Annotated in this window: 31 protein-coding genes; 14 read left to right on the forward strand and 17 right to left on the reverse strand. The window is 69.1% G+C overall.

Annotation, left to right across the window (positions count from 1 at the left end):
• Nucleotides 1-2: 2 nt before the first annotated feature.
• From ABC337_RS15920 to ABC337_RS15945, 6 genes are all read right to left on the reverse strand, one after another.
• Nucleotides 3-977 (reverse strand): aldo/keto reductase, encoded by a 975-nt coding sequence (locus ABC337_RS15920; protein ID WP_412883131.1) that lies wholly within the window; start codon nt 975-977, stop codon nt 3-5.
• 95 nt (nt 978-1072) lie between these two features.
• Nucleotides 1073-1741 carry an alpha/beta fold hydrolase gene (locus ABC337_RS15925; protein ID WP_412883130.1) on the reverse strand — a complete coding sequence of 223 codons (669 nt, stop codon included), beginning with the start codon at nt 1739-1741 and terminating at the stop codon, nt 1073-1075.
• A 5-nt stretch (nt 1742-1746) separates the two neighbouring features.
• Nucleotides 1747-2535, reverse strand: coding sequence for a class I SAM-dependent methyltransferase (locus tag ABC337_RS15930; RefSeq protein WP_412883129.1), 789 nt, complete (start codon nt 2533-2535; stop codon nt 1747-1749).
• A 9-nt stretch (nt 2536-2544) separates the two neighbouring features.
• The gene (locus ABC337_RS15935; RefSeq protein ID WP_412883128.1) at nt 2545-4083 is read right to left on the reverse strand and encodes a putative bifunctional diguanylate cyclase/phosphodiesterase; all 1539 of its coding nucleotides are present in this window, start codon (nt 4081-4083) and stop codon (nt 2545-2547) included.
• Complete coding sequence (locus tag ABC337_RS15940) at nt 4080-4469, reverse strand: DUF7793 family protein (RefSeq protein WP_412883127.1); 390 nt, start codon at nt 4467-4469, stop codon at nt 4080-4082. The genes ABC337_RS15935 and ABC337_RS15940 overlap by 4 nt, the downstream gene beginning before the upstream one ends.
• 107 nt (nt 4470-4576) lie before the next feature.
• Entirely contained in the window at nt 4577-5200 is a 624-nt protein-coding gene (locus ABC337_RS15945; RefSeq protein WP_412883126.1) for a GNAT family N-acetyltransferase, read from the reverse strand.
• Nucleotides 5201-5338: 138 nt separating this feature from the next.
• On the opposite strand from ABC337_RS15945, the gene ABC337_RS15950 reads away from it, so the two are divergent.
• Complete coding sequence (locus ABC337_RS15950) at nt 5339-5557, forward strand: three-helix bundle dimerization domain-containing protein (RefSeq protein WP_412883125.1); 219 nt, start codon at nt 5339-5341, stop codon at nt 5555-5557.
• Between the two features lie 201 nt (nt 5558-5758).
• Here the strand turns inward: ABC337_RS15950 and ABC337_RS15955 are convergent, their stop codons facing one another.
• The 3 genes from ABC337_RS15955 to ABC337_RS15965 all read right to left on the reverse strand — a co-directional run bounded on the left by ABC337_RS15955 (nt 5759) and on the right by ABC337_RS15965 (nt 7756).
• Nucleotides 5759-6421 carry a ScbR family autoregulator-binding transcription factor gene (locus tag ABC337_RS15955; RefSeq protein ID WP_412883124.1) on the reverse strand — a complete coding sequence of 221 codons (663 nt, stop codon included), beginning with the start codon at nt 6419-6421 and terminating at the stop codon, nt 5759-5761.
• Nucleotides 6422-6626: 205 nt separating this feature from the next.
• On the reverse strand, nt 6627-7040 hold the full coding sequence (locus ABC337_RS15960) for a RidA family protein (RefSeq protein ID WP_412883123.1): 414 nt from the start codon (nt 7038-7040) through the stop codon (nt 6627-6629).
• Between the two features lie 11 nt (nt 7041-7051).
• Complete coding sequence (locus ABC337_RS15965) at nt 7052-7756, reverse strand: class I SAM-dependent methyltransferase (protein WP_412883122.1); 705 nt, start codon at nt 7754-7756, stop codon at nt 7052-7054.
• An 81-nt stretch (nt 7757-7837) separates the two neighbouring features.
• Between ABC337_RS15965 and ABC337_RS15970 the strand changes: the two genes are divergently transcribed.
• The gene (locus ABC337_RS15970; RefSeq protein WP_412883121.1) at nt 7838-8575 is read left to right on the forward strand and encodes a hypothetical protein; all 738 of its coding nucleotides are present in this window, start codon (nt 7838-7840) and stop codon (nt 8573-8575) included.
• Nucleotides 8576-8578: 3 nt separating this feature from the next.
• Nucleotides 8579-9127 (forward strand): P-loop nucleotide/nucleoside kinase family protein, encoded by a 549-nt coding sequence (locus ABC337_RS15975; RefSeq protein ID WP_412883120.1) that lies wholly within the window; start codon nt 8579-8581, stop codon nt 9125-9127.
• Here ABC337_RS15975 and ABC337_RS15980 read toward each other — a convergent pair.
• Together ABC337_RS15980 and ABC337_RS15985 are read right to left on the reverse strand one after the other, a co-directional pair.
• Complete coding sequence (locus ABC337_RS15980) at nt 9124-9882, reverse strand: polysaccharide deacetylase family protein (RefSeq protein WP_412883119.1); 759 nt, start codon at nt 9880-9882, stop codon at nt 9124-9126. The two genes, ABC337_RS15975 and ABC337_RS15980, sit on opposite strands and share 4 nt — an antisense overlap.
• A gap of 130 nt (nt 9883-10012) precedes the next feature.
• Nucleotides 10013-11086: a DNA polymerase IV gene (locus ABC337_RS15985; RefSeq protein WP_459562708.1), complete on the reverse strand. Its 1074-nt coding sequence runs from the start codon at nt 11084-11086 to the stop codon at nt 10013-10015.
• A 70-nt stretch (nt 11087-11156) separates the two neighbouring features.
• Here ABC337_RS15985 and ABC337_RS15990 point away from each other — a divergent pair, with 70 nt between their 5' ends.
• Nucleotides 11157-11954 (forward strand): dioxygenase family protein, encoded by a 798-nt coding sequence (locus ABC337_RS15990; RefSeq protein WP_412883118.1) that lies wholly within the window; start codon nt 11157-11159, stop codon nt 11952-11954.
• On the opposite strand, the gene ABC337_RS15995 is transcribed toward ABC337_RS15990, so the two are convergent.
• Nucleotides 11951-14410 carry an alpha/beta fold hydrolase gene (locus tag ABC337_RS15995; protein WP_412883117.1) on the reverse strand — a complete coding sequence of 820 codons (2460 nt, stop codon included), beginning with the start codon at nt 14408-14410 and terminating at the stop codon, nt 11951-11953. The two genes, ABC337_RS15990 and ABC337_RS15995, sit on opposite strands and share 4 nt — an antisense overlap.
• 69 nt (nt 14411-14479) lie before the next feature.
• Between ABC337_RS15995 and ABC337_RS16000 the strand changes: the two genes are divergently transcribed.
• Entirely contained in the window at nt 14480-15109 is a 630-nt protein-coding gene (locus ABC337_RS16000) for a TetR/AcrR family transcriptional regulator (RefSeq protein ID WP_412883116.1), read from the forward strand.
• A gap of 23 nt (nt 15110-15132) precedes the next feature.
• On the forward strand, nt 15133-15987 hold the full coding sequence (locus ABC337_RS16005) for a 3-hydroxyacyl-CoA dehydrogenase (protein WP_412883115.1): 855 nt from the start codon (nt 15133-15135) through the stop codon (nt 15985-15987).
• Between the two features lie 33 nt (nt 15988-16020).
• On the opposite strand, the gene ABC337_RS16010 is transcribed toward ABC337_RS16005, so the two are convergent.
• Together ABC337_RS16010 and ABC337_RS16015 are read right to left on the reverse strand one after the other, a co-directional pair.
• Nucleotides 16021-16437: a VOC family protein gene (locus tag ABC337_RS16010; protein WP_412883114.1), complete on the reverse strand. Its 417-nt coding sequence runs from the start codon at nt 16435-16437 to the stop codon at nt 16021-16023.
• Between the two features lie 53 nt (nt 16438-16490).
• Nucleotides 16491-16928: a universal stress protein gene (locus tag ABC337_RS16015; RefSeq protein ID WP_412883113.1), complete on the reverse strand. Its 438-nt coding sequence runs from the start codon at nt 16926-16928 to the stop codon at nt 16491-16493.
• 211 nt (nt 16929-17139) lie between these two features.
• On the opposite strand from ABC337_RS16015, the gene ABC337_RS16020 reads away from it, so the two are divergent.
• The 6 genes from ABC337_RS16020 (at nt 17140) to ABC337_RS16045 (ending at nt 20770) form a co-directional block, all read left to right on the forward strand.
• Nucleotides 17140-17559: a hypothetical protein gene (locus tag ABC337_RS16020; protein WP_412883112.1), complete on the forward strand. Its 420-nt coding sequence runs from the start codon at nt 17140-17142 to the stop codon at nt 17557-17559.
• Nucleotides 17560-17640: 81 nt separating this feature from the next.
• Entirely contained in the window at nt 17641-18048 is a 408-nt protein-coding gene (gene mscL, locus ABC337_RS16025; RefSeq protein ID WP_290257665.1) for a large conductance mechanosensitive channel protein MscL, read from the forward strand.
• A gap of 52 nt (nt 18049-18100) precedes the next feature.
• Nucleotides 18101-18322: a hypothetical protein gene (locus tag ABC337_RS16030; RefSeq protein ID WP_290257666.1), complete on the forward strand. Its 222-nt coding sequence runs from the start codon at nt 18101-18103 to the stop codon at nt 18320-18322.
• Nucleotides 18323-18511: 189 nt separating this feature from the next.
• A complete protein-coding gene (locus tag ABC337_RS16035; protein WP_412883111.1) occupies nt 18512-19210 on the forward strand; it encodes a DUF4397 domain-containing protein in 699 nt (232 codons plus the stop codon).
• Nucleotides 19211-19335: 125 nt separating this feature from the next.
• Nucleotides 19336-19905, forward strand: a complete 570-nt coding sequence (locus ABC337_RS16040; protein ID WP_412883110.1) for an RNA polymerase sigma factor — start codon at nt 19336-19338, stop codon at nt 19903-19905.
• On the forward strand, nt 19892-20770 hold the full coding sequence (locus tag ABC337_RS16045) for an anti-sigma factor (RefSeq protein WP_412883109.1): 879 nt from the start codon (nt 19892-19894) through the stop codon (nt 20768-20770). The genes ABC337_RS16040 and ABC337_RS16045 overlap by 14 nt, the downstream gene beginning before the upstream one ends.
• Nucleotides 20771-20835: 65 nt before the next feature.
• Here ABC337_RS16045 and ABC337_RS16050 read toward each other — a convergent pair whose 3' ends face one another.
• From ABC337_RS16050 to ABC337_RS16060, 3 genes are all read right to left on the reverse strand, one after another.
• Nucleotides 20836-21870, reverse strand: coding sequence for a Gfo/Idh/MocA family protein (locus ABC337_RS16050; RefSeq protein ID WP_412883108.1), 1035 nt, complete (start codon nt 21868-21870; stop codon nt 20836-20838).
• Between the two features lie 50 nt (nt 21871-21920).
• Nucleotides 21921-23183, reverse strand: a complete 1263-nt coding sequence (locus tag ABC337_RS16055; protein ID WP_412883107.1) for an MFS transporter — start codon at nt 23181-23183, stop codon at nt 21921-21923.
• Nucleotides 23184-23423: 240 nt separating this feature from the next.
• Nucleotides 23424-23774 carry an ArsR/SmtB family transcription factor gene (locus ABC337_RS16060; RefSeq protein WP_412883106.1) on the reverse strand — a complete coding sequence of 117 codons (351 nt, stop codon included), beginning with the start codon at nt 23772-23774 and terminating at the stop codon, nt 23424-23426.
• Between the two features lie 105 nt (nt 23775-23879).
• Here ABC337_RS16060 and arsB point away from each other — a divergent pair, with 105 nt between their 5' ends.
• A complete protein-coding gene (gene arsB, locus ABC337_RS16065) occupies nt 23880-24977 on the forward strand; it encodes an ACR3 family arsenite efflux transporter (RefSeq protein WP_412883105.1) in 1098 nt (365 codons plus the stop codon).
• 24 nt (nt 24978-25001) lie between these two features.
• Nucleotides 25002-25418 (forward strand): arsenate reductase ArsC, encoded by a 417-nt coding sequence (locus tag ABC337_RS16070; RefSeq protein WP_412893290.1) that lies wholly within the window; start codon nt 25002-25004, stop codon nt 25416-25418.

The raw sequence follows: 25418 nt of genomic DNA on the forward strand, positions 1-25418 counted from the left end.
CCCTAGTAGCCCGCGACCTCGTGCGGGACGTAGGGGCTCTCCAGCTCAGCCATTTCCTCCGGCGTCAGCGTCAGCTCCAGTGAAGCGATGGCGTCCTCCAGGTGCTGGGCCTTGCTGGCGCCCACAATCGGGGCGCTGACCACGCTGTTGGCGCGTACCCACGCCAGGGCCACCTGGGCGCGGGGCACGCCGCGGCGCTCGGCGATGGTGCGCACGGCGTCGGCCACGGCCCGGTCGCTGCTCTCGGCGCTGTAGAGGGTCTTGCCGAACTCATCCTTTTCCGAGCGATTGGTCTTCTCATCCCAGTCCCGGGTGAGCTTGCCGCGGGCCAGCGGGCTCCAGGGCAGGACGCCGATCTTCTGGTCCGCGCAGAGCGGGAACATCTCGCGTTCCTCCTCGCGGTAGACCAGGTTGTAGTGGTCCTGCATGGTGACGAATCGGGTCCAGCCGTTGAGCTGTTGCAGGTAGAGCGCCTTGCTGAACTGCCAGGCCGCCATCGAGGACGCGCCGATGTAGCGGACCTTGCCGGCCTTGACGACGTCGTGCAGGGCCTCGAGCGTCTCCTCGATCGGCGTCGAAGGGTCCCAGCGGTGGATCTGGTAGAGGTCGATGTAGTCGGTGCCCAGCCGGGTGAGGCTTGCGTCCAGTTCCGCGACGATGGCCTTGCGCGAGAGTCCGCGCCCGTTCGGGCCGGGGCGCATGACGCCGTGGACCTTCGTGGCGATGACGGTGTCCTCGCGGCGGGTGAACTCCGCCAGGGCGCGGCCCAAGATCTCCTCGCTGGAGCCGTTGGAGTAGACGTTCGCCGTGTCGAAGAAGTTGATTCCCGCGTCCACGGCCTGCCGGATTAGCGGCCGGCTCTCCTCCTCGGGCAGGGTCCACGGGTGCGGGCCGCGCTCCGGGTCCCCGTACGTCATGCATCCCAGCGCCAGGGGTGAGATGTCCATGCCGGTGTTGCCGAGTTTGATGTATTCCACGTCTGCCTTCCGTCGAAAATCCCACGGCCGCCGGTGCGGTGCGGCCTTCGCCCAACGTTAGGTGACGAGTCTGACAAATTGCGAGGAACGCAGTCTTAGTGGGAGGACAGAATGCGAACGACGGCGTCCGCGACGACGTCGGGCTGGCTGAGGAACGGGGAGTGGCCCGAATCCAGGGCCTGCGACGTGGTGCACCGGCGGGCCATCCGCGATTGAAGTGCGGGGTCGAGGGCTTTGTCCTGCCGGCAGACGATGTACGTGCTCGGCGTCGTCAGCCAGGCGGCCCGGGCCGGGACGCCGCGGCCGTGCCCCGCCCGTTGGGGAACGAGCAGGGCCGTGGCCCGGGCGCGGTCTGCCTGGCTGCAGTCGGCATAGAGGAGGCCTCCCGCTAACTCCGGTTGCAGGCTTGAAGTCCCGCCGTCGTGGTGCTGGACGATGCTGTTGATCGGGGCTGACGGTCCGCCGAGGGAGGCACCGCTTTCTCCGGCTGCCGGGACGAATGCGGCAACGTAGAGGAGGTGGCTGATCCGCTCAAGCCCGGTGATAACGGACCCGCCATAGGAGTGACCCAGGACCAGCGGCGGGGACGCGCAGGAATCGACGACGGATTGGACGGCGTCCGTGTCGGCGGCAAGCGAGCCGCGGTGCAGGTGCGGCGCATGGGCTGTCAGGCCGCGGGAGCGCAGCGCCTCAGCGAGCGTGGTGAAGTGCCGGGGCTGGTGCCACAGGCCGTGGACCAGGACCACCTCGGCACGCGCCGGCACCGGCCCTACACTCCCTTGAGCAGGGCGAAGTAGCCGGGGACCTGTTGGGGGAGCCCCTCCGGCTTCATCGGAACGACCTCGATGTTGACCGGCCCCTCGGAACGGAGCTCCCAGTCAGAGGCCGGGAAGGCGCGCTGCCGTTCCGCCCCGCCGAACCGTCCCGGCCGGGGGAGGTGCTGGAGGGCGCGCTCCAGTTGCCGGGGGACGTGGTGGTGGCTGGCGCCGAGCGCGGTGAGGTAGTCCAGGCTCGATCCGGGGAAGTTGGTTTCGGCGAGGAACACTTGGCCCTGGCCGGCCACAAGCGTCCGAAGGTTCGCGGCCAGTGCGGCCTGATGCGCGGGATCCAACACGTGGAAGACGCCCCTGACAAAGACGTTCGCCGGCCCGAGCCGGTCCAGGAGCTGCGCGCCGGCGCCCTCGCCGGTGGCGTCCACGGCCAGGAAGTCGGCGTTGGCGATGTTCCGCGCCTCGTGGGCAGCGCGGGCGACGGCCCCGGGGGAGACGTCGATGCCGAGGACCTGCGGGAAGAGCCCGGCCAGCCAGCGCGTGTGCGTGCCGTTGCCGCAGCCGACGTCGATGACGGGCAGGTCCGGATCGAAGGCGTCCAGGAGGATGCTGGCATACTGGGCGTGTTCCGCCACGGAATCCGAATCCCAGAGGACATCGCCGTCGCTGCCGGTCGCGCGGACTCCGGTCCAATACCGGTCCCACGCCGTGTGCGGGTCCCGTGGGGCCTTGGAGGTCAGGCGCACCACCGTCGGGACAAGGAGCAGCTGCTGCCAGAGCTTGGACATCCGCTTACTCTACCGGGGCTGGACCGCGCCGCGGAGCCGTTCGAGCACTTGCGCGGCGTCGACCGGGCGCCCGTACAGGTAGCCCTGGCCGTACTGGCAGCCCATGGCCTGCAGCCGGGACGCCTGGCCCTCGGTTTCGATGCCCTCGACAATGGCGTTCAGCTCGGCGGCCGAGATCAGCTGCAGCACGGCGGCGACGAACTTGTGCTGCCGGGGGTCCGATTCGAGGTTCCGGATCAGGGACTGGTCCACCTTAACGGTATCCGCCGGGAGGGAGCGCAGGTAGCTGATCGATGAGTACCCGGTTCCGAAATCGTCGATCTGCAGTCCGACGCCGAGGTCCCGCAGCCGGTGCAGGATTTGCTCCTCACCGGCGCCGCGGGACATGAGGACGGTCTCGGTGATCTCGAGGACCAGCCGGCGGGGCTCCACGCCGTGGCGAGACAGGGTTTCCCGGACATCGTCGACCAGGTCGTTGCGCAGGAGTTCCGCGGCGGAGAGGTTCACATGGAGGCCGAAGCCGGCCAGTTCCGGGGCCTCGGCCTTCCAGCGGCCCAACTGGGCGATGCCCTCCTGGAGCACCCACCGGCCCAGTTCCAGGATCAGCCCGGTCTCCTCGGCGATGCCGATGAACAGGTCCGGCATGATGGTCCCGTGGACGGGGTGGTGCCACCGGACCAGTGCCTCGACGCCGGCGATCCTCCCGGTGGCGAGCTCCACCACCGGCTGGTACAGCAGGGCGAGTTCCCCGCCGGCGGCGGCGCTGCGCAGCTCGGAGGTGATCCGCGACCGCTCCAGGACGGCGTCGAGCATGTCCGGATGGAAACGGCGGACCTTGTTCCGGCCCTCGGACTTGGCCTGGTACATGGCGATGTCCGCGTCGCGGATGAGGTCCTCGGGCGAGTAGCCGGGGCGCTGGATGCAGACGCCGATGCTGGCCGTCGTCCAGACCGTCTCGGAGCCGATCTTCACGCTTTCCTGCAGCGCGTCGCGGGCGCGCTGTGCGATGGCGAGGGTCTCTTCCTCCGTGGCCCCGTCGATGAGGACGGCGAACTCGTCGCCGCCGAGGCGCGCGACGGTGTCCTCGGCCCGCACCACCGAGAGCAGGCGCCGGGAGACCTCCACCAGCACCGCGTCGCCGGCACTGTGGCCGAGGGTGTCATTGATGGCCTTGAAGGAGTCGAGGTCCAGCACCAGCACGGCCGGGACCCTGGCGGCGTCGGGGGCGGCCGCGATGGCGTCGCGGATCCGTTCGCTGAGCAGGTGCCGGTTGGCCAGGCCGGTGAGGGCATCCGTCTTGGCCATCAGTTCCAGCTCCACCTGCGTCCGGCGCAGCATGGCCGTCCGGGCGGCCACGCGCTCCTCGAGTTCCGCGTGGATGTGGCCGAGTTCCTCCGCCAGCAGGTTGATGCCCGTGATCACCGCATCGATCTCGTCACCGTTCTCGGAGGCAACGAGCCGTGCCTCAAGGTCGCCGGCGGCCAGGCGGACAATTCCTTCGACGAGTTCCTGAAGCCGAGGATCGGCGGTCTCCCCGTCAGGGCTCACGCCGTCGGACCAGCTTGTCCGGTATTGAGCCACGCCAGGGCGTCGTCACGGGAGGTGAAGAACCGGGTGGGGCACGGCGGGATGTGCACGCCGAGGAAGAAGTTCGCCAGGACGCGGTCCACGGGCGAGCGGCCCAGCAGCGCGATGCGCGAGGCGCTGCAGGGGATGGACCAGATGGCCCGCGCCTCACGGCTCACCGACGCGACCGAGGCCATGTCCACGAGCATGGGGTGGGGCTGGTCCTGGCAGACGTCGTTCACGGTGGCCATCGCGGCCCGGGCGTCCTCGACCTGGATGTCTACCTTGGGAAGCCAGCGCAGGTGCACGTAACCGCCGTCGTCGAGCTCAACGCTGCCCTTGCCGCCGTCGACAATAACCCGTGCCATGTCCCCTTACCTTCCAAGAGCCAAGCCGAAATGTTCGGCAACTCCCTAAAGGTACCCCGGGGCGGCGCGCCGCCCGGCAAAACACGCAAATATTCGACCCGGCAGCGCTAAGCGGGTGCCCCTAGGGTGCGCCGTCCGGCATCGATCGTCCGCACCGCTCGTGCCCGGGCTTCGGGCCAGGCTTCCGCGGGGAGGACGAGGACGGCCATGTCCCGCCAGCCGGAGTCCGTGGCGGGCGACGGGATCCTGCGGAAGCCCTCGACGGCGAACCCCAGGGTGGTCAGCGACTTCAGCGAGCGGACGTTGCGCGGATCCACGTCGCACTCGATCCCGTCGGCCCCAGCCGCGAACAGCCAATCGAAGACGGCGACCTTCGCCTCGTGGTTGGCGCCCGTTCCCCACAGTGCAGGGTCGATCACTGTGCGGCCCACCCTGACCCTGCCGTCCGAGGCGCCGGTGATACCGGTGGTGCCGGCGAACAGCGGCGATCCGGGCATCCTGTGATGGTGGATGGCGAAGACCGCCAGTCCGTCGTAGCGCCGGTGGATGAACTCGATGAGTTGACCGTAAGTGGCGGGCCGGGGGCCGCCGTCGCCGTAGCCCTGCGACCACACCGCGTCGTGCGTCAGCAGGCGGGCCAAGGGGTCGACGTCGGCAGCGGCGAAGGGCGAAAGGACAAACCGGCCGCTATGGGTCACGAGAACGGGCAGCCGGCGGGGAAGACGCACCATGGTGACCTTTCCTCAACAACGCCCCGGGGATGCGGGGTTGGAGGAAACTGTGCGGCAGGAAGATGAATGCCGGGTGACGCCGCCCGGAACGGCAGTGGATTCATTGACGGCGAATATCCGCTGGCTCACAATGACAGGATGAGCGACGCTGAGCAGGAATCGACCATCAGCCAGGTTACCGAGCGCCTCGCGGCCCGCTTTCCTGATGAGCCCCGGCACCGCATCGAGAGCATCGTGGGGGAGGAATACCACTCCCTGGACACGGGCCGGATCAGGATCTACGTCCCCACCCTGGTTGAAAACAGCGCCCGTTCCCGGCTGCACCGCGAGGCGGGCCGCCCGGACGACGGCGAGTAGCCGCCCTGCTCCTTCCGTCCGCTGTGGCGTGGGCCTGAGCCGCTCAAATGCGTGCGAACGTCCGGAAACGGAAAAGCCGTGTCGGCGCCCCCCAAAAACTTGTGCGCCGACACAGCTACCGCAAAAGTGCGGTTCCTAATGGATGTGTCACAACTCTAGGGCACAGAAGTCCCATAAACAAGACGGGCGTCCGGTTTTTGTCTAATCCGTTACCGGGGCGGGTTCCAGGACTGCCCCGGGAATGATCGCCGACAGCTTTTTGGCTTGTCCCAGCAGGCCTTCGTGCAGGATTCCCGGCAGCATGATGTCCCACATTTGCTCGATGCGCTGCATGACATCCTGGCGTTCGGTCAGGACACAGGAGACCATTTGCACCCCGGTGAAGGAGGCCACCAGGTACCGGGCGAAGGCTTCGGCGTCGACGGAGGAACGCAGCTGGCGGTCGGCCTTGGCCCGCGCCGCCAATTCCTCGATCGTGGCGATCCAGTCCACATACGGCTCCCGGACCGGCGGACCGAACGAGGTGGCCTCAAAGGTCAGGCGGATGCCGGCACGGACCACGGGTTCCTCCACCAGTTGGAGGCCGAACGTGGCACAGATCAGGATCATCGATTCGAGGGGTGTCAGCCCCTTGGCGAGGACCCGCTGGCCCTCGGCCTCCGCCATGCGGTGCTGCTCGGCAATCACCGCCCGGGCGAGGTCTTCCTTGGAGGGGTAGTGGAAGTACATGGCGCCCTTGGTCACCTGGGCCCGCTCCGCCACCTGCGTCAGGCTGGTGCTGCCGTAGCCGTGTTCCTCGAAAACCGCTGCGGCACCGGCGATGACCGCCGCTCGGGTAGCTTTTGCGCGATCCTGAAGGACCATCTATCAACCTCAGACTGGTGGACGTGCACGTCGGGCCGTGCGCCGCAGGGTGCGCCGCAGGTCCCCGCGGTTTCCGCGGACCCCTCGATCGTAACAAGGGAGGGCCGGACGACGGCGCACGGCGCACCACCAGCTGCCATGCGCCGGGAGCACACACTGTGTTCAGCGGACGCTCAGCGGCGGAGCTGGCTGCTGCTTAGACGTGTCAGGGTGCCACCGCGGCGACGGCCTCGATTTCGACAAGCTGGTTAGCGTACCCGAGAACCGTGACGCCCAGCAGGGTGCTTGGCACGTCGTGATCTCCGAAAGCCTCCCGGACCACCCTCCACGCTTTCAGAAGATCGGCGCGGTCGCTGGACGCCACGAGAACCCGCGTGAAGACGACGTCCGTAATCCCCGCCCCGGCCGCCTCCAGGGCCACGAGCATGTTCTCGAGCGCCTTCCGCGCTTGGCCGGTGACATCCCCCACCGCCGCCGTCGTCCCGTCCATATTCAGGGGGCATGCTCCCGCCAGAAAGATCATGCGTGCCCCGGGAGCGACGGACGCTGCGTAGGCATACTGGGCCGCGTTGCTCAGCGCTTCGGGGTGAAGGAGGGTGACCGTCGGCCTTCGGTGCATCGTCAGAGTCTTCAGCCGGCGTCGAGGACGAAGAAGATGAACGAGAGGAACGCGGAGCGCTCACCCGCGGCGATGCGGGGTGGGAGCAGTTCCGATGGTGTGTGCGGGGACGGGGCCGGTTCAGCGACCCGGACCACCCGGAAGCCGGCCCCGGAAAACGCCTCGAACATGGCGTGCAGCGGCCGGTGCCAGAAGGTGAGCACTGCAGGCTCGCCGTCGAACTCGTACTCTTCGGAGTACTCCCGGGTCGCGAAGTAGTCCTCGCCGGGATAGTTGACGACACTGACCGTCGGATGGTTCACCGACAACAACAGCCGGCCGCCCGGGACCAGGACGCGGCGACGCTCGGCCAGGGGTGCCGACCAGTCCTCAAGGTAATGAAGGGCCAGCGAGCAGACGACATCGTCGAAGGTGTCGTCGGGGAACGGCAGCGCTTCGCCAAGGTCCGCGATGTGGAGGTCAGCGTCCGGACCCAGACGGCGTCGCGCGAGGTCGACCATGGCCGGGCTGACATCGATCCCGGTCACCGAGGCGCCCTTGGCCAGCAGCGCCTCCGCCAGCGGGCCGGACCCGCAGCCGGCGTCCAGGATCCGCCTGCCCCGGACGTCGCCGGCCAGCTCCAGCATCGCGGGCCGCTCGTAGTGCGCGTTGAGGAGACTGGACTCGTTCTCCGCGGCGTACCTGGCGGCAAAGCCGTCGTAGAGTGCTGCCTTCATGGATCCTCGCCTTCGTGGATGTCACTGCTGCCTGGGACGGTCCGGCCGATCCTAGCAAGGGGCCCGGGTTAGAGTGCAGCCATGACACCGACAATTCTTGACCGAGCGGTGGCTTCGGCCCGGGCTTTCGTCAGCGAGGTCCATCCGGAAGCGGCCGCGGCGTCACTGGCGGGCAGCATCCCCGCGGGCCGCGGGACCGATACCTCCGATCTCGACGTGGTCGTCTACTACGCCGACCGGACCGTGAATTACGCGGAGACGCTGTGCTACGACGGATGGCTGGTGGAATCGTTCGTCTATGGTCCGGGGGGCATCGAGGAGTGGTTTGCCAAGGAAGCCGGGCTGCGTCGGCCGGTGGCGCTCGACATGTGGGCGACCGGACTTCCCCTGATGGGCGAGGACGTTGCGGATCAGCTTAGGGACAAGGCCGGGGCCATCCTGGACGCCGGCCCCGCGCCCCTGGATCCGTACCAGAGGGATGACCTGCGGTACGGTCTCACGGCCGCCATCGACGATCTCCGGGGCAACCCGGCCCCGGAGGAGGCGCTGGCCGTCATGGCCGACGTCTTCGTCCGCAGCGCGGAACTGCTCCTGTTCGCCAACAACGGCTGGCTCGGCACCGGCAAGTGGCTGGTCCGACGGCTGGGCAGCCTCGACCGCCCCGAGGCCACGGACCTCATCGGGTGGGCGGAGTCCGCCGAACGCTCCGGCGACGAGTTGTGCCGCGTGGCATCGGCCGTGCTGGACAGTGTCGGGGGAGCGCTGCAGGAGGGGCACGTGCGCGGCCGCCGGGACACCCACGCAAAGGGAGGGTCCTGATCCATGGCTTCATTCCTGATTCTGGTCAACGGGCTGCCCGGCTCCGGTAAGACCACCCTCAGCCGACAGCTCGGCGACATCCTGCAGCTCCCCGTCATCTCCAAGGACGTGCTCAAGGAGGCGCTCGCGGACTCCACCGGCGGCTGCGTTTCCGGGGGCCGGCTGGGGCAGATCGCCTCCGACACCATGTGGCAGCTGGCGGCCGCGGTGCCCGGTGCAGCCGTCGTCGAATCCTGGTGGTACCGGCCCCGCGACCTGGAGCACGCTCGTCGAGGGGCCGCCCTGTCCGGCGCCCCCGCCATCACCGAGATCTGGTGCGACGTCCGCGCGGAGACGGCCCGGGCGCGCTATGAGCGGCGGGTGCGCCACCCCATCCACACGATGGACGCGGCGACGGTCGACGCGACCTGGGCGGACTGGTCAGAGCACGCCGCCCCGCTGGACTTGGGGACGACCGTCCGGGTGGACACTGAGGCGGCCGTGGACCTGGCGGGCCTGGCGGACCTGATCCGGGCCGCCGTGGAGCGGCCCGAATCGGTCGGTGCAGGCTAACCGGCGGGTGCCACGACGACTGCGGGCGAACCCTGGTTCACCGGGTTGGCGGACGACGAGGGTGCCACCACCCCGAAGTCGTAGCCCTCGGCGCGCAGGGCGTCGATGGTGGACGACAGGTAGGTCCACTGCGACGCCGGGCAGTACAGGACGTCTTCGGCGTCGTGGAGCAGGATGATCGCTCCGGGGGCGGCCTCTGCCATGACGTAGTTCTGTACGCCCGTGGCGCCGGGGCACTCGAAATCGCCGGGATTACCGACGTCCCAGTGCCAGAGGACCCCGCCGCTCATGCCGAGGGTCTTGAGGTAGCCGGTCGCATAGGTGGTGCTGTTGCCGAACGGGAAGCGCAGCAGTTTCGGGGTGGATCCGGTAGCGGCCGAGATGGCGGCGTTGGTGCTGTCGATCTGGTCCTTCTGCTGGGCGTTGCTCAGCTCCGGGAAATTGGGGTGGTTCCAGGAGTGGTTGCCGATCACGTGCCCCTCGGCCTTGATGCGCCGGACCAGGTCCGGGTACTGCTGGGCGTTGACGCCCTGCAGGAAGAAGGTCGCCTTCACGCCCTTCTGCTTGAGGACGTCGAGGACGAAAGCCGTCCGCTGCGGTGAGGGCCCGTCGTCGAAGGTCAGGCCGATCAGGGGTTTGTCCTCCGCTCGGGCGACAGCCGCAGGGCCGCCCAGGAGCGCCGCCACCACCAGACCCGCGGTGACCAGCGCCTTGATGAGAATGCTCTTTCTTGTGGTGTTTCGGGTGGTTTGCATGGTGCATCGTTCCCTTCCCAAGGTTGTCTAAACCCTTGTTAACCGAGCACCCTACGGCCGCCTCCGTGGGCTGTAAACACGTAATTTCCAAGCAGTGCCGTGGCAAAAGCAGGTACCGCGCCGGCCGTCCTCACCAGCCTCCGCGGGTAGGAGTGTGTCCCTGCCGCGCATCGTCGGGCATGGTCATCTCGGCCCGCAACCCCAGCAGCCGGATGGGCCGCCCGGGGTCGATTTCCGCGGCGATGGCCAGAGTGCGGGCCAGGATGTCCGCGCCGTCGGAGGTCTGGGGAATCTTGCGGGCCAGGGTTTTGGTGGTGAACGGCGCGTAGCGGACCTTGAGAGCGAGTCCGACGACGGGCCGGCCCTCGGCGGCGACGTCGCCCAGGACCTGGGTCACCAGCTCCCGCAGCGCGGATTCGACCTGGCTGGGGCTGGTGAGGTCCTGCTGGAAGGTGGTCTCCCGGCTGTGCCCGCGCGCTACCCAGGGGGTGCTGTCCACGGTGGCGGACCCGTCGCCGCGGCCAAGCTCCGCATACCAGGGGCCCATCTTGGGTCCGAACTCCGGGACCAGGGCGGCGGGGTCCGCCGCGGCCAGTTCGGACACGGTGGTGATGCCCGGCGCGGCCAGCCGGGCGGAGACCTTGGCGCCGATGCCCCACAGCTCCCGGGTGGGCCTGGCACCCATGACCTCCAGCCAGTTCTCCGCGGTGAGCCGGAAGATGCCCGCCGGTTTGCCGAAGCCGGTGGCCACCTTGGCCCGGACCAGCGTGTCGCCGATGCCCACGCTGCAGTGCAGCCGGGTTTCCGCCAGCACCGCGGCCTGGATTCCCCGGGCGTAGGCCTCCGGGTCGGCCGTCGTGATGCCGACGAATGCCTCGTCCCAGCCGAGAACCTGCACGGTGGCGCCGGGCTGGTCCCGCACCACCGCCATCACCGTTTCGGAGGCTGCCAGGTAGACGTCCTTGTCGACGGGGAGGATGACGGCGTCGGGCACCTTGCGGGCGGCGACCCGCAGCGGCATCCCGGAGCCGACGCCGAAGACGCGGGCCTCGTAGGACGCCGTGGAGACCACCGCGCGCTCGGCGGGGTCGCCGCGGCCGCCGACGATCACCGGCCTGCCGGCCAACTCGGGCCGCCGCAGGACCTCGACGGCGGCGATGAACTGGTCCAGGTCTACGTGCAGCACCCAGGGGTTTCCGGTCACGCGACCAGTCTGCCGCAAAGGATTCTAAACAACACTTGAAACTTCAACTAAAAACTCATAAACTGGAGGCATGACATCGACAGCTGACCGCGCACCCGTCCTCTTCCTCAGTCACGGCGCCCCGCCGCTCGCGGATGACGCCACCTGGACCCGGGAACTCAGTGACTGGTCCGGCACCTTCGCGAAGCCCAAGGACGTCCTGATGATTTCCGCTCATTGGGAGAATGCCCCGGTCACGCTCAGTGCCACCACCCGCAACCCTGGCCTGGTCTACGACTTCGGCGGGTTCGCCCAGAAGTACTACGAGGTCACCTACGACGCGCCGCAGGCCCCGGAGCTGGCCGCCGAGGTGGCCAAGCTGGTGGCGGACCACGGCCACCACGTGGACCGGGACGAGAGCCGCGGCCTCGACCACGGCGCGTACGTGCCGCTGAAGGAGATGTTCCCCGAGGCGGACGTCCCGGTGGTGCAGATGTCCATGCCCACCCTGGATCCGGAAGGCCTGTTCACCCTGGGCCGGTCCCTGGCCCCGCTGCGCGACCGCGGCACCCTGATTGTCGGCTCCGGGTTCACCACCCACAACCTGCGCTGGTTCAACCCCGCCGGCGGCCCCGACAGCACGCCGCCGTCGGTCTCCCGCGAATTCGACCACTGGGCCGAGGAGGCCATGGCCCGGGGCGACGTCGACTCCATCCTGGACTTCCTGCACAAGGCCCCGGCGGCCCGCGAGGCGCACCCGCGCAGCGAGCACTGGGCACCGCTCTACGTGGCGCTGGGTGCCGCCTACGAATCCGGTGACCTCAACGCGAAGACCGCGATCGACGGCTTCTGGTTCGGGCTGTCGAAGCGGTCCTGGACCCTGACCTAGGCGGGGTCCGCCTGCAGTTCCGCCTCCGCCTCCGTTGCGGGGGCGGTCCCGGCGCGTCGGTCGAGGAAGTCCTCCACCACGGCGGCGAATTCGTCCGGCCGCTCGATCTGGGGCATGTGGCCGGTGTTGGTGAAGATGTGCGATTCCGCCCCCGGGAGGGCCGCGAGCGCCGCCTCCAGGTGGTTGAAAGGCAGGATGTGGTCGTGGTCGCCCCAGACCACCAGCGCCGGAACGTCCCGGTGCCCCAGGGCGGCGAGCAGCTCGCTCCGCCACTCCGCGCGGACGCCGGCGATGGTCCCGAGGTCCCGGGCGACATCCACCAGTGTCTTTCGGTGCGAGGCGCGCCGGGACAGGGCCAGGGCGTGCGCCACCCGGTCCCGCGTCACCAGCGACTTGTCGTAGAACAGCGACTGCACCGTCCGTAGGGAGGCCGCTTCCGCCGGGCGCATCAGCAGTGCGGCCACGGGCCGCAGCGCCAGCAGCCGCAGCACCAGGGTGACCTCCTTGCCAAACCCGGCACTGTTGGCCAGCACCAGGGCCGAGACCCGCTCCGGGTGGTCCGCCGCCAGTTTCATGGCGACGGCGCCCCCGAGTGAGTTGCCCATGACCGGCAGCGGCTCCCGCACCCCGACGGCGTCGAGGAAGCCGGGCAGGATGTCGGCGAGCCGGGCCAGCGTCGCCGTGCCGGGCAGCCGCTCCGAGTAGGCGAAGCCCGGCAGGTCGATGCTGTACACGGTGTGCCGTCCGGCCAGCAGTTCATGCTGTTCGTTCCAGTCCTCCAGGCTCTGCCCGATCCCGTGCAGCAGCAGCACCGGGCTGCCGCTGCCGGTCTTCCGGTAGCGCAGCCGCGTGCCGCCCACCTGGACGTAGCCGGTGCCCGGCAGTTCCAGCGGATCCTTGCGCGCCGGGGCGGCCGGCGCCCCGGTGCGGACACGCTGGCCGCGGCGTCCGAAGCGGACCCGGTCGGTCAACCGGCCGGCGCGCAGCAGGGCGAAGTCGCGGAAGTAATTCTGGTGCAGCCGCCACGGCGAGCCGGCACCCTGGCGCGGCAACAGGTCCGCGCCGCGGAAGATGTACCCGGCCTTCAGATCGATCAGCGACGTCAGCTCACCCTGGGAAACCTCGGCCGGGGCGGCCGGAGCGACCCACTGCCGGCCCCGCCGGTCCATGTGCTTTAGCAGCCGGACCACGTAGCCGGCCACCAGGTCCGCCTTCAGGGTCCAGGAGGCGTTGGTGTAGCCGATGGTCAGTGCAAAGTTGGGAACGCCGTCGAGCATCATGCCCTTATAGGTCAGCGTCCGGCCCACGTCCACGGGCTCCCCGTCGACCGTCAGCGACATGCCGCCGATCACCAGCAGGTTCAGCCCGGTGGCCGTGACGATCACGTCTGCCGGCAGGAAACCGCCGGATCCCAGCTCGATGCCCTCCGCGGTGATCCGGGCGATCCGGTCCGTGACGATATCAGCGGTGCCGGCGCTGATGGCGCGGTACAGGTCGCCATTGGGGATGGCGCAGACCCGCTGGTCCCACGGCTGGTACGTCGGCGCCAGGTGCGTGTCCACGGCGAACCCGGACGGCAGCTTGGCCACCGCCGACTTCCGCAGGATGGCCTTCATGGTCTCCGGGCGCCGCCGGCTCAGCTGGTAGGTGAACATCGAGAACAGGATGTTTTTCACGCGCACGACGTCGTAGGCCAGCTGGGCGGGCAGCTTGCCGCGCAGCCGGTCGGCCAGGTGGTCCCGGGCCGGAACCGGGGCAATGTAGGTGGGGGAGCGCTGCAGCATGGTGACCCGTGCTGCCGTCTTCGCCATGGACGGCACCAGGGTCACGGCCGTGGCGCCGCTCCCGACCACCACCACCTGCTTGCCGGTGTAGTCCAGGTCTGCGGGCCAGTGCTGCGGGTGCACGATGGTGCCGGCGAAGTCTTCCGCGCCCTCGATGGCCGGGCTGAAACCCTCGTCGTAGCGGTAGTAGCCGGAGCAGACCGAGAGGAAAGAACACGTCAGGGTCTGCCGCCCGGCGCCCTCGTCCGGGGAGCCGTCGTTTTCTTCCTGCGCCGCCGCGCCGTGCCGGTATTCGCCGTCGCCGGTCCGGACCACGGTGACCGTCCACTGCGCGGTCTCACTGGACCAGTCGGCGGAGACCACCCGGGTGTTGAGCCGGATCGCCGGCTCAAGCCCCTCCTCGGCAACCGTGGACCGAATGTAGTCGCGGATGGAATCCCCGTCCGCGATCGCCTTGGCGCCCTCCCAGGGGCGGAACGAGTAGCCGAGGGTGTACATGTCGCTGTCCGAGCGGATGCCCGGGTAGCGGAAGAGATCCCAGGTCCCCCCGACCGCCCCGCGGGACTCCAGCACCGCGAAACTCTTCCCCGGCAGCTCGCGCTTCAACCGGCTGGCAAAACCGATGCCGCTCAGGCCCGCTCCAACAATCAACACATCCACGTGTTCGCTCATACGGCCAAGTTATCGACTCGGTGTCGAATGAGTCAACAGCGTGTTGAGAAGAGGCGCTACGATGGGCGCATGGCTGAACGAGGCAGGCGAAGCGCCAGGATTTCGGGTGACGAGCGCCAGGACGCAATCCTCATCACCGCCGAGGCGCTGCTCGCCGAGCGGTCCTTCGACGACGTCTCCATTGAGGACCTGGCCCGCGGCGCCGGCATCTCCCGGCCCACCTTCTACTTCTATTTCCCCTCCAAGGACGCCGTGCTGCTGGCGCTCCTGGACCGGGTCATCACCGAGGTGGAGCACCGGGTGGGGGCCCTGCCGCGGGACTTCGGCCGGGACGCGGTGGCCGCCTGGACCCGCTCGATCGGCGTCTTCGTCGACGTGTTCACCGCCCACCGCGGCGTCGCCACGGCCGCCATCGCCGCCCGCGCACGGAACGAGGAGGTCCGCGCGCTCTGGTCCCGGTCCATGCAGTCCTGGGTGGACTTCTCCAGCGACGTCATCGCCGCCGAACAGGCCCGCGGCGCGGCGCCGGGCGGAGCCGATCCCCACGACCTGGCCGTCAGCCTCAACCTGATGAACGAGCGGGTCATCACCGCCGTGCTCAACCGGGAAACCCCGGCACTCGAGGAGTCCCGCGCCCTGGATGTCCTGTCCACCATCTGGATCCGCAGTATCTACGGCACCACCAACCCCGGCGCGTAGCCGGACGGAAAGGAAGTACCCGCATGGCCCCGATCCACAACCTGACGGTCCTCGGCACCGGCGTGCTCGGCTCACAGATCGCCTACCAGGCCGCCTTCCACGGGTTCGCCGTCACCGCCTACGACGTCGACGACGACACCCTCGCCACGGCACGCGGGCGCTTCGACCGACTCGCCGCGATCTACCGCAGCCAGGTGCCCGGCGCCGCTGACGGGAAGGCTGAAGAGGCCCTCACCCGGCTGCGGCTCACCTCGGACCTGGGCGAGGCCGCAGCCGACGCGGACCTGGTGATCGAGGCGGTGCCCGAGGTGCTGGACCTCAAACGGGAGGTGTACCGCTCCCTCGCGACCCTGGCCCCGGAGCGGACCATCTTCGCCACCAACTCCTCCACCCTGCTGCCGAGCGACCTCAAGGAAGCCACCGGCCGGCCGGACCGCTTCCTGGCCCTGCACTATGCCAACAACATCTGGGCGCAGAACATCGCCGAGGTCATGGGCACCGCGGAGACCAGCCCCGAGTCGTTCGACGCCGTCGTCGCCTTCGCGCGGGAGAGCGGCCTGGAGCCGGTGGAAATCCGGAAGGAGAAGGCCGGGTATGTACTGAACTCGCTGCTGGTGCCGCTGCTAAACGCCGCCGCTGGCCTCCTGCTGCAGGGCGTCGCGGACCCGCAGACCATCGACAAGACGTGGCGGATCGCCACCGGCGCCCCCAGCGGGCCCTTCCAGATCTTCGACGTCGTCGGCCTCACGACGGCGTACAACATCTCCTCGCACGCGCCCGACGCCGGGTCGCAGGCCTTCGCCCGCTACCTGAAGGAGAACTACATCGACCACGGCAAGCTGGGCGTCGCAACGGGCGAGGGCTTCTACCGCTACTGAGGTGGAGCCGGCGGTGCCCGGTGGTGGACGCGGCTAGGACTGCGTCTGCTGCCGGGCCTGCTCGTCGTCCCGCAGGACGTCCTGCACCGTGCGGGAGAGCAGGCAGAATTCGTTGCCCTCCGGGTCGGCCAGGACCACCCAGCTGACGTCCGGACCCTGGCCGACGTCGGCACGGGTGGCGCCGAGATCGAGGAGGCGCCGCAGTTCCGTGGCGGTGGCGGAGACGTCCGCGCGCAGGTCCAGGTGCAGCCGGTTCTTGCCGGCCTTGGATTCCGGCACGGCGATGATGTCCATGCTGGGTCCGGTGCGGTCCCGCGCGGCGATGCTCACCAGCTCGTCGCCGTCGCTGTCCTCGGGCACCACCTCCCAGTCCAGCACGGCGCACCAGAAGGCGGCGAGGAGTCCGGGGTTGGCGGCGTCGAGCGCTATTCCTGCGATGCGGCTGGGCATGGCACCACCCTAAACCATGCCCTCGACGGCGGTTTCGAGCCTAACCCGGGGTCCTAATTGGCGCCGGGTTCGCGGATCACCAGTACCGGGCAGTGGGCGTGGTGGACCGTCTGCGAGGACACCGAGCCCAGCAGCATTCCGGTGAATCCGCCGTGCCCGCGGGACCCGACGGCCACGAGGTCGGCGTCCCGGGAGGCTTCGATGAGGGCGGACGCAGGGTTGCCCTGCACCGCCCGGCCGGTCAACGCCACGCCCCGGTTCCCGGCCCGGGCCAGTTCCGACTCCAGGATGGTCTCGGCGTCGCGCTGGAACACCTCGTAATCCCAGGCCTGACCGAGCGCGTCGCTGACGTAGGGATAGTGCCAGGCGGCGATCGCCAGCACCTCTCCCGAGCGCAGGCCGGCCTCCTCGACGGCCCAGTCCAGCGCCGCCTGCGACTGAGGGGAGCCGTCCACCCCCACCACGATTCTGAAGTTTCCGTCTCCTGCCATGCTTCCTCCGCTCTTGATTGGATGGACCGCCGAATGCGCGGTTCCGGGGCCGCGGGCCCCGGTGCCGCTCCCATGCTGACAGAACACGGCGCGGGAGGGGAGGGGCACCCGGCCCAGCGATCAGCGCCGGGGTCTGGCGGTGGCGGGCCGGGGGTCACTAGGCTCGTGCGTATCCGGCACCACCCACCACCACACAGCCAAGGGGACCGCCATGAGACTGAGTCATCTTCCACTGCGCCTGACCACCGGAGCCTTCATCCTCAACTCGGGCTGGGGTAAACGGAACCTCGACGCCGAGAGCGCCGCCGGCGTCCAGGCCATGGCCGCCCGGGCGCTTCCCCCCGTCGCCAGCATGGACCCGGTGACGTTCGGGAAGATGCTGAGCTACGCGGAGATGTCGCTCGGTGCGGCGTTGCTGGCCCCGTTCATCCCGAGCCGGCTGGCGGGCCTGGGCCTGGCCGCCTTCTCCGGTTCCCTCTTCACCATGTACCTGAAGACGCCGGGGATGACCGAGGCGGACGGGATCCGGCCCACGCAGCAGGGCACCGGTCTGGCCAAGGACATCTGGATGCTGGGTATCGCGGCGTCGCTGATTCTCGACCGGAAGCGGGTCCGTGCACCCAAGCGGTGATTTCCGCTCCGGTTAAAAATAACTCCGGAAATTTACCTCAAGGTATCCGCAGGTGTATTTCCGGAGAGTATGTTGGTAAACATGTTGACCGGATTCAAGAATTTCATTCTCAAGGGCAATGTCGTGGACCTTGCCGTCGCGGTCGTGATTGGCGCAGCCTTTGGCGCGGTGGTCACTGCCCTCGTCCAAAGCGTCCTGATGCCCTTCATCGCGGCCCTCGTTGGCTCGCCGAATTTCGATAGTTTCGCCGTCGTCACCCTCAACGGCAACGACATTAAATTTGGCGTCCTCCTCACCGCCATCGTGAATTTCCTCCTGGTGGCGGCCGCTATCTACTTCATCATCGTCGTCCCCATGAACAAGATGATCGAACGCCGCAACCGGCGCCTCGGCATTCACCCGGACGTTAAGGACGAGGCGGCCGAAGACCCGCAAATCGCCCTGCTCACCGAAATCCGCGACGCGTTGCAGGCCGACCGCCGGCCCTGACGCGGCGCAGTTCCCACCGATTTTTCCACTCCACCGATGAAAGGAAATGACCATGGCAGTTTCCATCGAATTGGGCAAGGCCCTCGATAAGGCATACGAGAATGCCACGCTGGATGAAGTTTTGGCGGCACCGCCGTCGGCCCTCGCCGGCCTGACGGAAAAGCACGACGAACTGCTGGCCGGCATGGGCATCAAGACGCTCAAGGATCTGGGCAGCAATAAATACTTCGCCACGGCGGGCGTGCTGGTGGCCCTCTCCGGCAAGGTGGGCTGACCCTCCGCCGAGAGGTATCTCGAATCCTCCCGGCGCGGCCCGGCGGTCTCATCCGCCGGGCCGTGCCGCGTTTGGGCCCCACGTGCGGAAAAAAGTCCGCTGCGGGTGCATCCGGGCGGCTCCCTCGGCCGGTAGTAAGGGTGTCAGCGCATCACCCGCCCGACCCCGGGCCTCAATGAGGAGCTCCACATGTATAAGAAATCACTCTCCGCAGCAGTCGGTGCCGTGGCTCTGCTGGGGAGCCTTGCCTTCGCCGCACCTGCCCAGGCGGGCGGCTATTGCCCCGATCCCGGCACGGCTAAGCTCTCGGTCCTTCACGGGGTCCCGGGCCTGACCGTGGACGTCTGGGTGGACGGCAAGCTCACGCTGGATAATTTCACCCCCGGCACGCTGGCAGGGCCGCTGGATGTGAAAGCGGGCGACCATAAGATCGCGATCACGGGAGCGGATGCCACCAGTGCGGACAATCCCGTGATCGGTCCGGTCAAGGTCGACCTCAAGGCCGGCCGCGACTACACCGCCGTCGCCCACCTGAACGCCGACGGCGAGCCTACGGCCACGCTGTTCCGCAACGATACGAAACCCGCTCCGGAGGGCAAGGGCAAGCTGACGGTCCGGCACGTGGCCGCGGCGCCGGCCGTCGACGTTCTGGCCGGGGGAGCCGCCGTGATCGAGGGCCTTGAGAACCCCGATCAGAAGAAGCTCACCCTTGATGCCGGAACGGTGGAGGCGTCCGTGGCCGCCGCCGGCAGCACCGAGGCGCTGATTGGACCGGCGCCCGTCACGGTCACCGCCGGTGAGAACACCATCGTCTATGCCTGGGGAAGCCTGGCGGACAAGAACCTTGCCCTGGCGGTCCAGGTGGTGAAGTCCCAGAACCACGAATAGGCGCGGCCCGTCCGGGTCCGGGCGGCCGCATGCTGCGGTCCGCCCGGACCTTAGACCATTGCAGCGCCTCCGCCGAGTGGGAATAATGACGTTCCACGGTCTCACTGTCGCTCGAAAGGCACACGGTGGAGGCTGTCGTACGCGAATGGGACGCCAGCATCGACCATGCCTTCGCGCAGGGGGAGGAGTGGGCCCTGGCCGAGGCCTACCGCCTGCTCGCACCCCTGATCCACACGCTCGCGCTCAGGGCACTGTGCGAGCACGGCGCCGCAGACGACGTCACCCAGGAGGTTTTCATCCGCGCGTGGAAGTCCAGGACCAGCTACCGCCCCGAGACTGCCCGGTTGCCTGCCTGGCTGGTTGGGATTACGCGGAACAAGATTTACGACGCGCTCTCGGCCCGGGCCCACCGCCGCGACCTCGAACAGGCAGCCCTGCACCTGGTGCCGGTACCGGCCGATGCCGCCGGCAAGCCCACGGCTGAGGCGCTCGCGGACCGGCTCACGCTGGAGGATGAACTGGACCGCCTGGGCGACCCGCAGGCCCGGATCATGCGCCTGGCTTTCTACGAGGACCTGACCCACGACCAGATCTCGTCCCGGCTGAATCTTCCGCTCGGCACGGTCAAGAGCCACATCCGCCGCAGCCTGGCCCGCCTGCGTTCCCGGCTGGAGGTGGAACATGGCGCATTGTGACGAGGATGTTCTGGCCCTGCTGGCTCTTGGCGAGCGCGACACTACCGCTGCTGGAACCAGCCACCTGGCCGGCTGCGGGGAATGCCGGGACCTCCTGGAGGGGTTCCGGCGGACCGTCGCCGCGGCGAGGGTGGACCCCGCGGGGGCGGAGCTGGTGGCACCGGGCGGACACAACTGGACCGCGATCCGCGCGACGCTGGGCCTGGCGCCGGCGCTCGCCCCCGACCCGCTCGCCCCCGACCCGCTGGCGGCCGACCCGATGACCGACGACCGGCCGGACGACGACCCGGCGCCGTTGCGGCCGTCAGGGGGTCGGCGGCCCGTGGCGACGCCACCTGAGGATCCGCCGCGGACCGGGTCCGCTGGCCGGCTGCCCCGCCGTTCCCCATGGCTCCTTGGCGCGGCGGCCGGGATCCTGCTCGGTGCCGCCGGTGCGTGGACAGCCTGGAGTGTCCTCGGCCAGTCCACCCCGCCGGCCGCCGGTCCCGTTCCCAGCACTGCTCCGGCGCCGGGCACCGGACCCGCGGCGGCCGTGATCGGTGAGGCCGTCCTGACGCCGCTGGGCGGACACTCCGCCCGCGGCCGTGCCCTGGTGGAGCAGTTGCCGGACGGTACCCGGCAGGTGGTGGTCACCCTCCCGCAGCAGCAGCTCACGGGTTACCGCGAGGTATGGCTGGGCTCCGCGGACCTGTCCAGGATGGTCAGCCTGGGCGTCCTAGGGCAGGGGAGCCAGGCCTTCGTCGTTCCCGGCGGGCTGGACCTGACGGCGTACCCGGTGCTGGATGTTTCCGACGAACCCTACGACGGCGATCCGGCCCACTCCGCGGACAGCCTGGCCCGGGGGAAGCTCTCCCTCCGGGGCTGACCGGCGGCCCCGGCGGTTCCTGCAACCGGCTCCGAGGCCGCGTCCGCCCGCGGGGTGACCCGGTCCTAGTCGCCGTCGGCGGCGTAACGGAGGCCGATCCGCTCCCGCACCGAGTCCAGGGCCGCCATGATGCCCACGGTTTCCACCGGCGGGAGGATCTCGTTTCCGGTAGCGCCGGCAGCGATCAGGCGCTCCATCTCCCACGCCTGGTACTGCATGCCCCGCCCCGTGACCGGTTCCTCGAAGCGCTCCACCAGCGTGCCGGCGTCGTCGTAGCGGCTAAAGCCCGTGGGCGTGTACCAGACCGGGTCGACCTCGATCCGGCCGCCAGTGCCCAGGACCGCGGCGCGGTTGGGCCCCGCGGTGTCCAGGGCGCAGTGCAGGACGGCCTGCTGCCCCCGGTCATAGTCGAAGATCATGGCGGTCTGCCGGTCTACCCCGGTTGCGGTCATGCTGGCCGAGGCCTGGATCCGCTCCGGCACCCCCAGCACGTCGAAGGCAAAGGACACCGGGTAGATCCCCAGGTCCAGCAGGGCCCCGCCGCCGAGGGCAGGGTCGTTGAGCCGGTGGGCCGGATCCTTGGGCAGGTTCTGGGTGTGGTCCGCAAGCAGGGTCCGGACCTCCCCGAGCGCGCCGGAGCCGATCAGGTCCCGGATCCGGACCATGTGCGGCAGATAGCGCGTCCACATCGCCTCCAGCGCCACCAGCCCCTTGGACGCCGCCGCCTCGGTGAGGTGCCGGGCCTGCCGGGCGTTCATGGCGAACGGCTTTTCGACCAGGACGTGCTTGCCGGCATCGAGGGCCAGCATCGCGTGCTCGTAGTGGAACGGGTGCGGCGAGGAGACGTAGACGACGTCGACCTCGGGGTCGCTGGCCAGCGCCTCGTAGCTGGAGTGCGCCGTGGCCAGGCCGAAGCGGTCCGCGAACTCCCGGGCGGTATCCGCGGCGCGGGAGCCGACGGCCTGGACGCTGAAGCCGTGTTCGACCAGGTCCGAGGTCTGCAGCCCGGCGATGAGGCCGGTCCCGAGGATGCCCCAGCGGACGGGTCGGGCGCTGCCGGCGGGGCCGGAGCGCTGCGGAGGGGTGGTGGCGTCTGGCATCGGTGCTCCCTTGCGTGCGGCCGCGGGTTGCGGCTGGCCTGGGAACGACGCTACCGCACCGCCGGGGCAGCGGTGCGGTCCGTGCGGGCCCTCAGCCCGGTCCAGGCCAGAACGATCGCCACCAGCACCATGGCCAGGAAGCCCAGGCCGGAGTAACCCGCCGCGGTCAGGACGGGTCCGGCCAGCGCACCGCCCAGGGCGCCGGCGGCGTTCATGCTCAGGTCCGAAATGCCCTGCAAAGCCGGCCGGTCCTGGCCGGCCACGGATTCGGCCACCATCGCGGAGCCGGCCACCACGGAGGCGGACCAGCCCAGGCCCAGCAGGATCAGGCTGACCGTGACGCCGGCCTGCGAGTCGGAGAAGAGGCCGGCGATCAGCAACGAGGCCAGCAGGGTCGTCTGCCCCGCCAGGACCACGGGCAGGCGGCCGGCGCGATCCGCGAGCCAGCCGAAGACGGGGGAGAGTGCATACATTCCGGCGATGTGCAGGCTGATGGTGAAGCCCACAATGGTCAGGCTGGCGCCGTGCTCGCGGAGGTGGATGGGCGTCATGGACATCAGCGCCACCATGGTGGCGTGGCTGAGGGCGACGACGGCGACGGCGTACCGGGCGCGGGTGTTCCGTCGGAGGATCTGGCGCCCGGTCTGCGGGGGCTCCGGAGCCTCGGAGCGGGCGCCGGCGCGGAGGGATTGCAGGAGCGGGTCGGGCCGCAGCCCGGTGAGGTAGACGGCCGCGGCTGCCAGCTGGCCGGCGACGGAGAAGGCGAAGGCGCCGGTCATGGGCGGCAGGCCGAGGGCGGCACCCACCGCCTCACCGGGGCCGAAGAGGTTGGGGCCGAGGACGGCGCCGACGGTGGTGGACCAGACGACGACGGACAGGTCGCGGGCGCGGGTGCCCGTGGTGGCGAGGTCGGTGGCCGCGAACCGGGCCTGGAGGTTGACGGCCGAGCCCGAGCCCAGCAGCATCAGGCCCAGCAACAGCAGCGGGAAGATGCCGAGTGCCGCGGAGCTGATGGCCGTGGCGGCGCCGAGGCAGGCGATCAGGGCGCCGGTGGAGAGGGAAACCCTTCGGCCGCGCGCCAGGGCCAGACGGGAGAGCGGGATGGCGGCCAGGGCGGCGCCGAGGGTGCTCATGGTCGCGGCAGTGCCGGCCCAGGCCGGGGACCCGGACAGCTGGGGCGCGAGCAGCGATCCCAGGGACAGGGTGGCGCCCATGCCGATGCCGCCGAGGACCTGGCCGCCCACCAGCACGGAGAGCACCTTCCGCTGCGACGCCTGCCGCGGAGGGTGCTCCCGTGCCGGCCGGGTGGTCACTTGCAGGTGCAGCGCTGTTCAGCGGGAACGTTGGCCATCACGGAGTCGACGTGCTCGCCGCAGCCGGCCCAGGTGATCTTTCCGCAGGTGTTGCATCGAACGGGACTGCACATGGTGTTCTCCTCAAAAGTTGTGGTGCCGGAGCTCCGGACGGATACCCGCCCTCCAATAATACCCCTAGGGGTATTTTTCACAAGACTGGCGGGTGGTTCCGAAGCCCGGTCTCCCGGCGGTGTGTCCCTAGAGGGATTCGACGAGTCCGGCGGTTCCGGCGATCGCCCCCGGGACAAGAGAATAATAGGCCCATGTGCCCCGCTTCTCACGGTGCAGGAGGCCTGCATCGACCAGGATTTTCAGGTGGTGGGAAACGGTGGGCTGGCTCAGGCCGAGCGGTTCGGTCAGGTCGCAGACGCAGGCTTCGCCCCCGTCGGAGCCCTTGACGATCGAAAGCAGCCGCAGCCGGTTCGGATCGGCGAGCGCCTTGAAAACCGATGCCCTGCGCCGGGCCTCCTCCGGCGCCAGGGCCGGCGTGGCGGAGGGCGTGCAGCAGCTCCCGGCGGAGGCCTGATCAAGAATGTCCAGCGAGGTCATGCCCTCATTATGCCCATAGATTGACATTCGTCGATATAGCCGCCGATACTTCATATCGACAAGTTTCGATCTCTATCGCGCATCCCTTCACTCACCAGGAGCCCCGTGAGCACCCAGACTGACCCATCGCCCACCCGCGAAGGTGAGGCCGCCGTCGTCGGCAGGCTTTCCACCCTGGACAGGTTCCTGCCCGTGTGGATCGTCGCCGCGATGGCCCTGGGCCTGCTGCTGGGAAGCGCCATCCCGGGCCTGAACACCGTGCTTGACGCCGTGAAGGTCGGTGAAGTTTCGCTGCCGATCGCCGTCGGCCTGCTGGTGATGATGTACCCGGTACTGGCGAAGGTCCGCTACGACCAGGCGCACCGCGTCATCGGCGATCGGAAGCTCATGGTCACGTCCCTGGTGCTCAACTGGATCCTGGCGCCGGCGTTCATGTTCGCCTTGGCCTGGATCTTCATTCCGGACCTGCCCGAATACCGTACCGGCCTGATCATCGTGGGCCTGGCCCGGTGCATTGCCATGGTGATGATCTGGAACGACCTCGCCTGTGGTGACCGGGAAGCCGCGGCCGTGCTGGTGGCCATCAACTCGGTTTTCCAAGTCATCGCCTTCGGCGCGCTGGGCTGGTTCTACCTCCAGCTCCTGCCGTCCTGGCTGGGCCTGCCCACCACCAGCGCCGACTTCTCCTTCTGGGCCATCACCGGTTCCGTGCTGGTGTTCCTCGGTATCCCGCTGCTGGCAGGGTTCCTCACCCGGACCATCGGCGAACGCGCCCGCGGCCGTGACTGGTACGAGGGGACGTTCCTGCCCAAGCTCGGCCCCTGGGCGCTCTACGGCCTGCTCTTCACCATCACCCTGCTGTTCGCCCTCCAGGGCGGCACCATTACCTCCCGGCCGCTGGACGTGCTCCGGATTGCCGTGCCGCTGCTGGTCTACTTCCTGGTGGTATTCGGCGCCGGGATGGCCATCGGCAAGGGCCTCGGCCTGGGCTACGCAAAAACCACCACTTTGGCGTTCACCGCCGCGGGCAACAACTTCGAACTCGCCATCGCCGTGGCGATCGGGACCTTCGGCGTCACGTCCGGGCAGGCGCTGGCCGGCGTCGTCGGGCCCCTGATCGAAGTTCCCGCCCTGGTGGCACTTGTCTACGCCGCCCTCTGGGCCCGCAAGCGCTTCTTCGCCCCCGCTACGCCTTCCGTCTGACCTCAAGAATCTTCAGGAGATCCCATGAGCACCGAAACCGCCAAGAAACCCTCCGTCCTGTTCGTCTGCGTACACAACGCCGGCCGCTCGCAGATGGCGGCCGCCTTCCTCACCACCTTCTCCAACGGCGCCATCGAGGTCCGGTCCGCCGGGTCCGCGCCGGCGGACAAGGTCAACCCCGCCGCCGTCGAGGCCATGGCCGAGGTCGGCATCGACATGTCGGCCGAGATCCCCAAGGTCCTCACCACCGAGGCCGTCAAGGAATCCGACGTCGTCATCACCATGGGCTGCGGCGACACCTGCCCGATCTTCCCCGGCAAGCGTTACGAGGACTGGGAACTCGCCGACCCTGCCGGCAAGGGCGTGGAGTCGGTCCGGCCTATCCGCGACGAGATTAAGGCCCGCATCGAGGCACTCATTGCGTCCCTAAAGGAGGCCTGA

It is taken from the genome of Arthrobacter phoenicis, from assembly GCF_047238215.1.
Classification (GTDB): domain Bacteria; phylum Actinomycetota; class Actinomycetes; order Actinomycetales; family Micrococcaceae; genus Arthrobacter.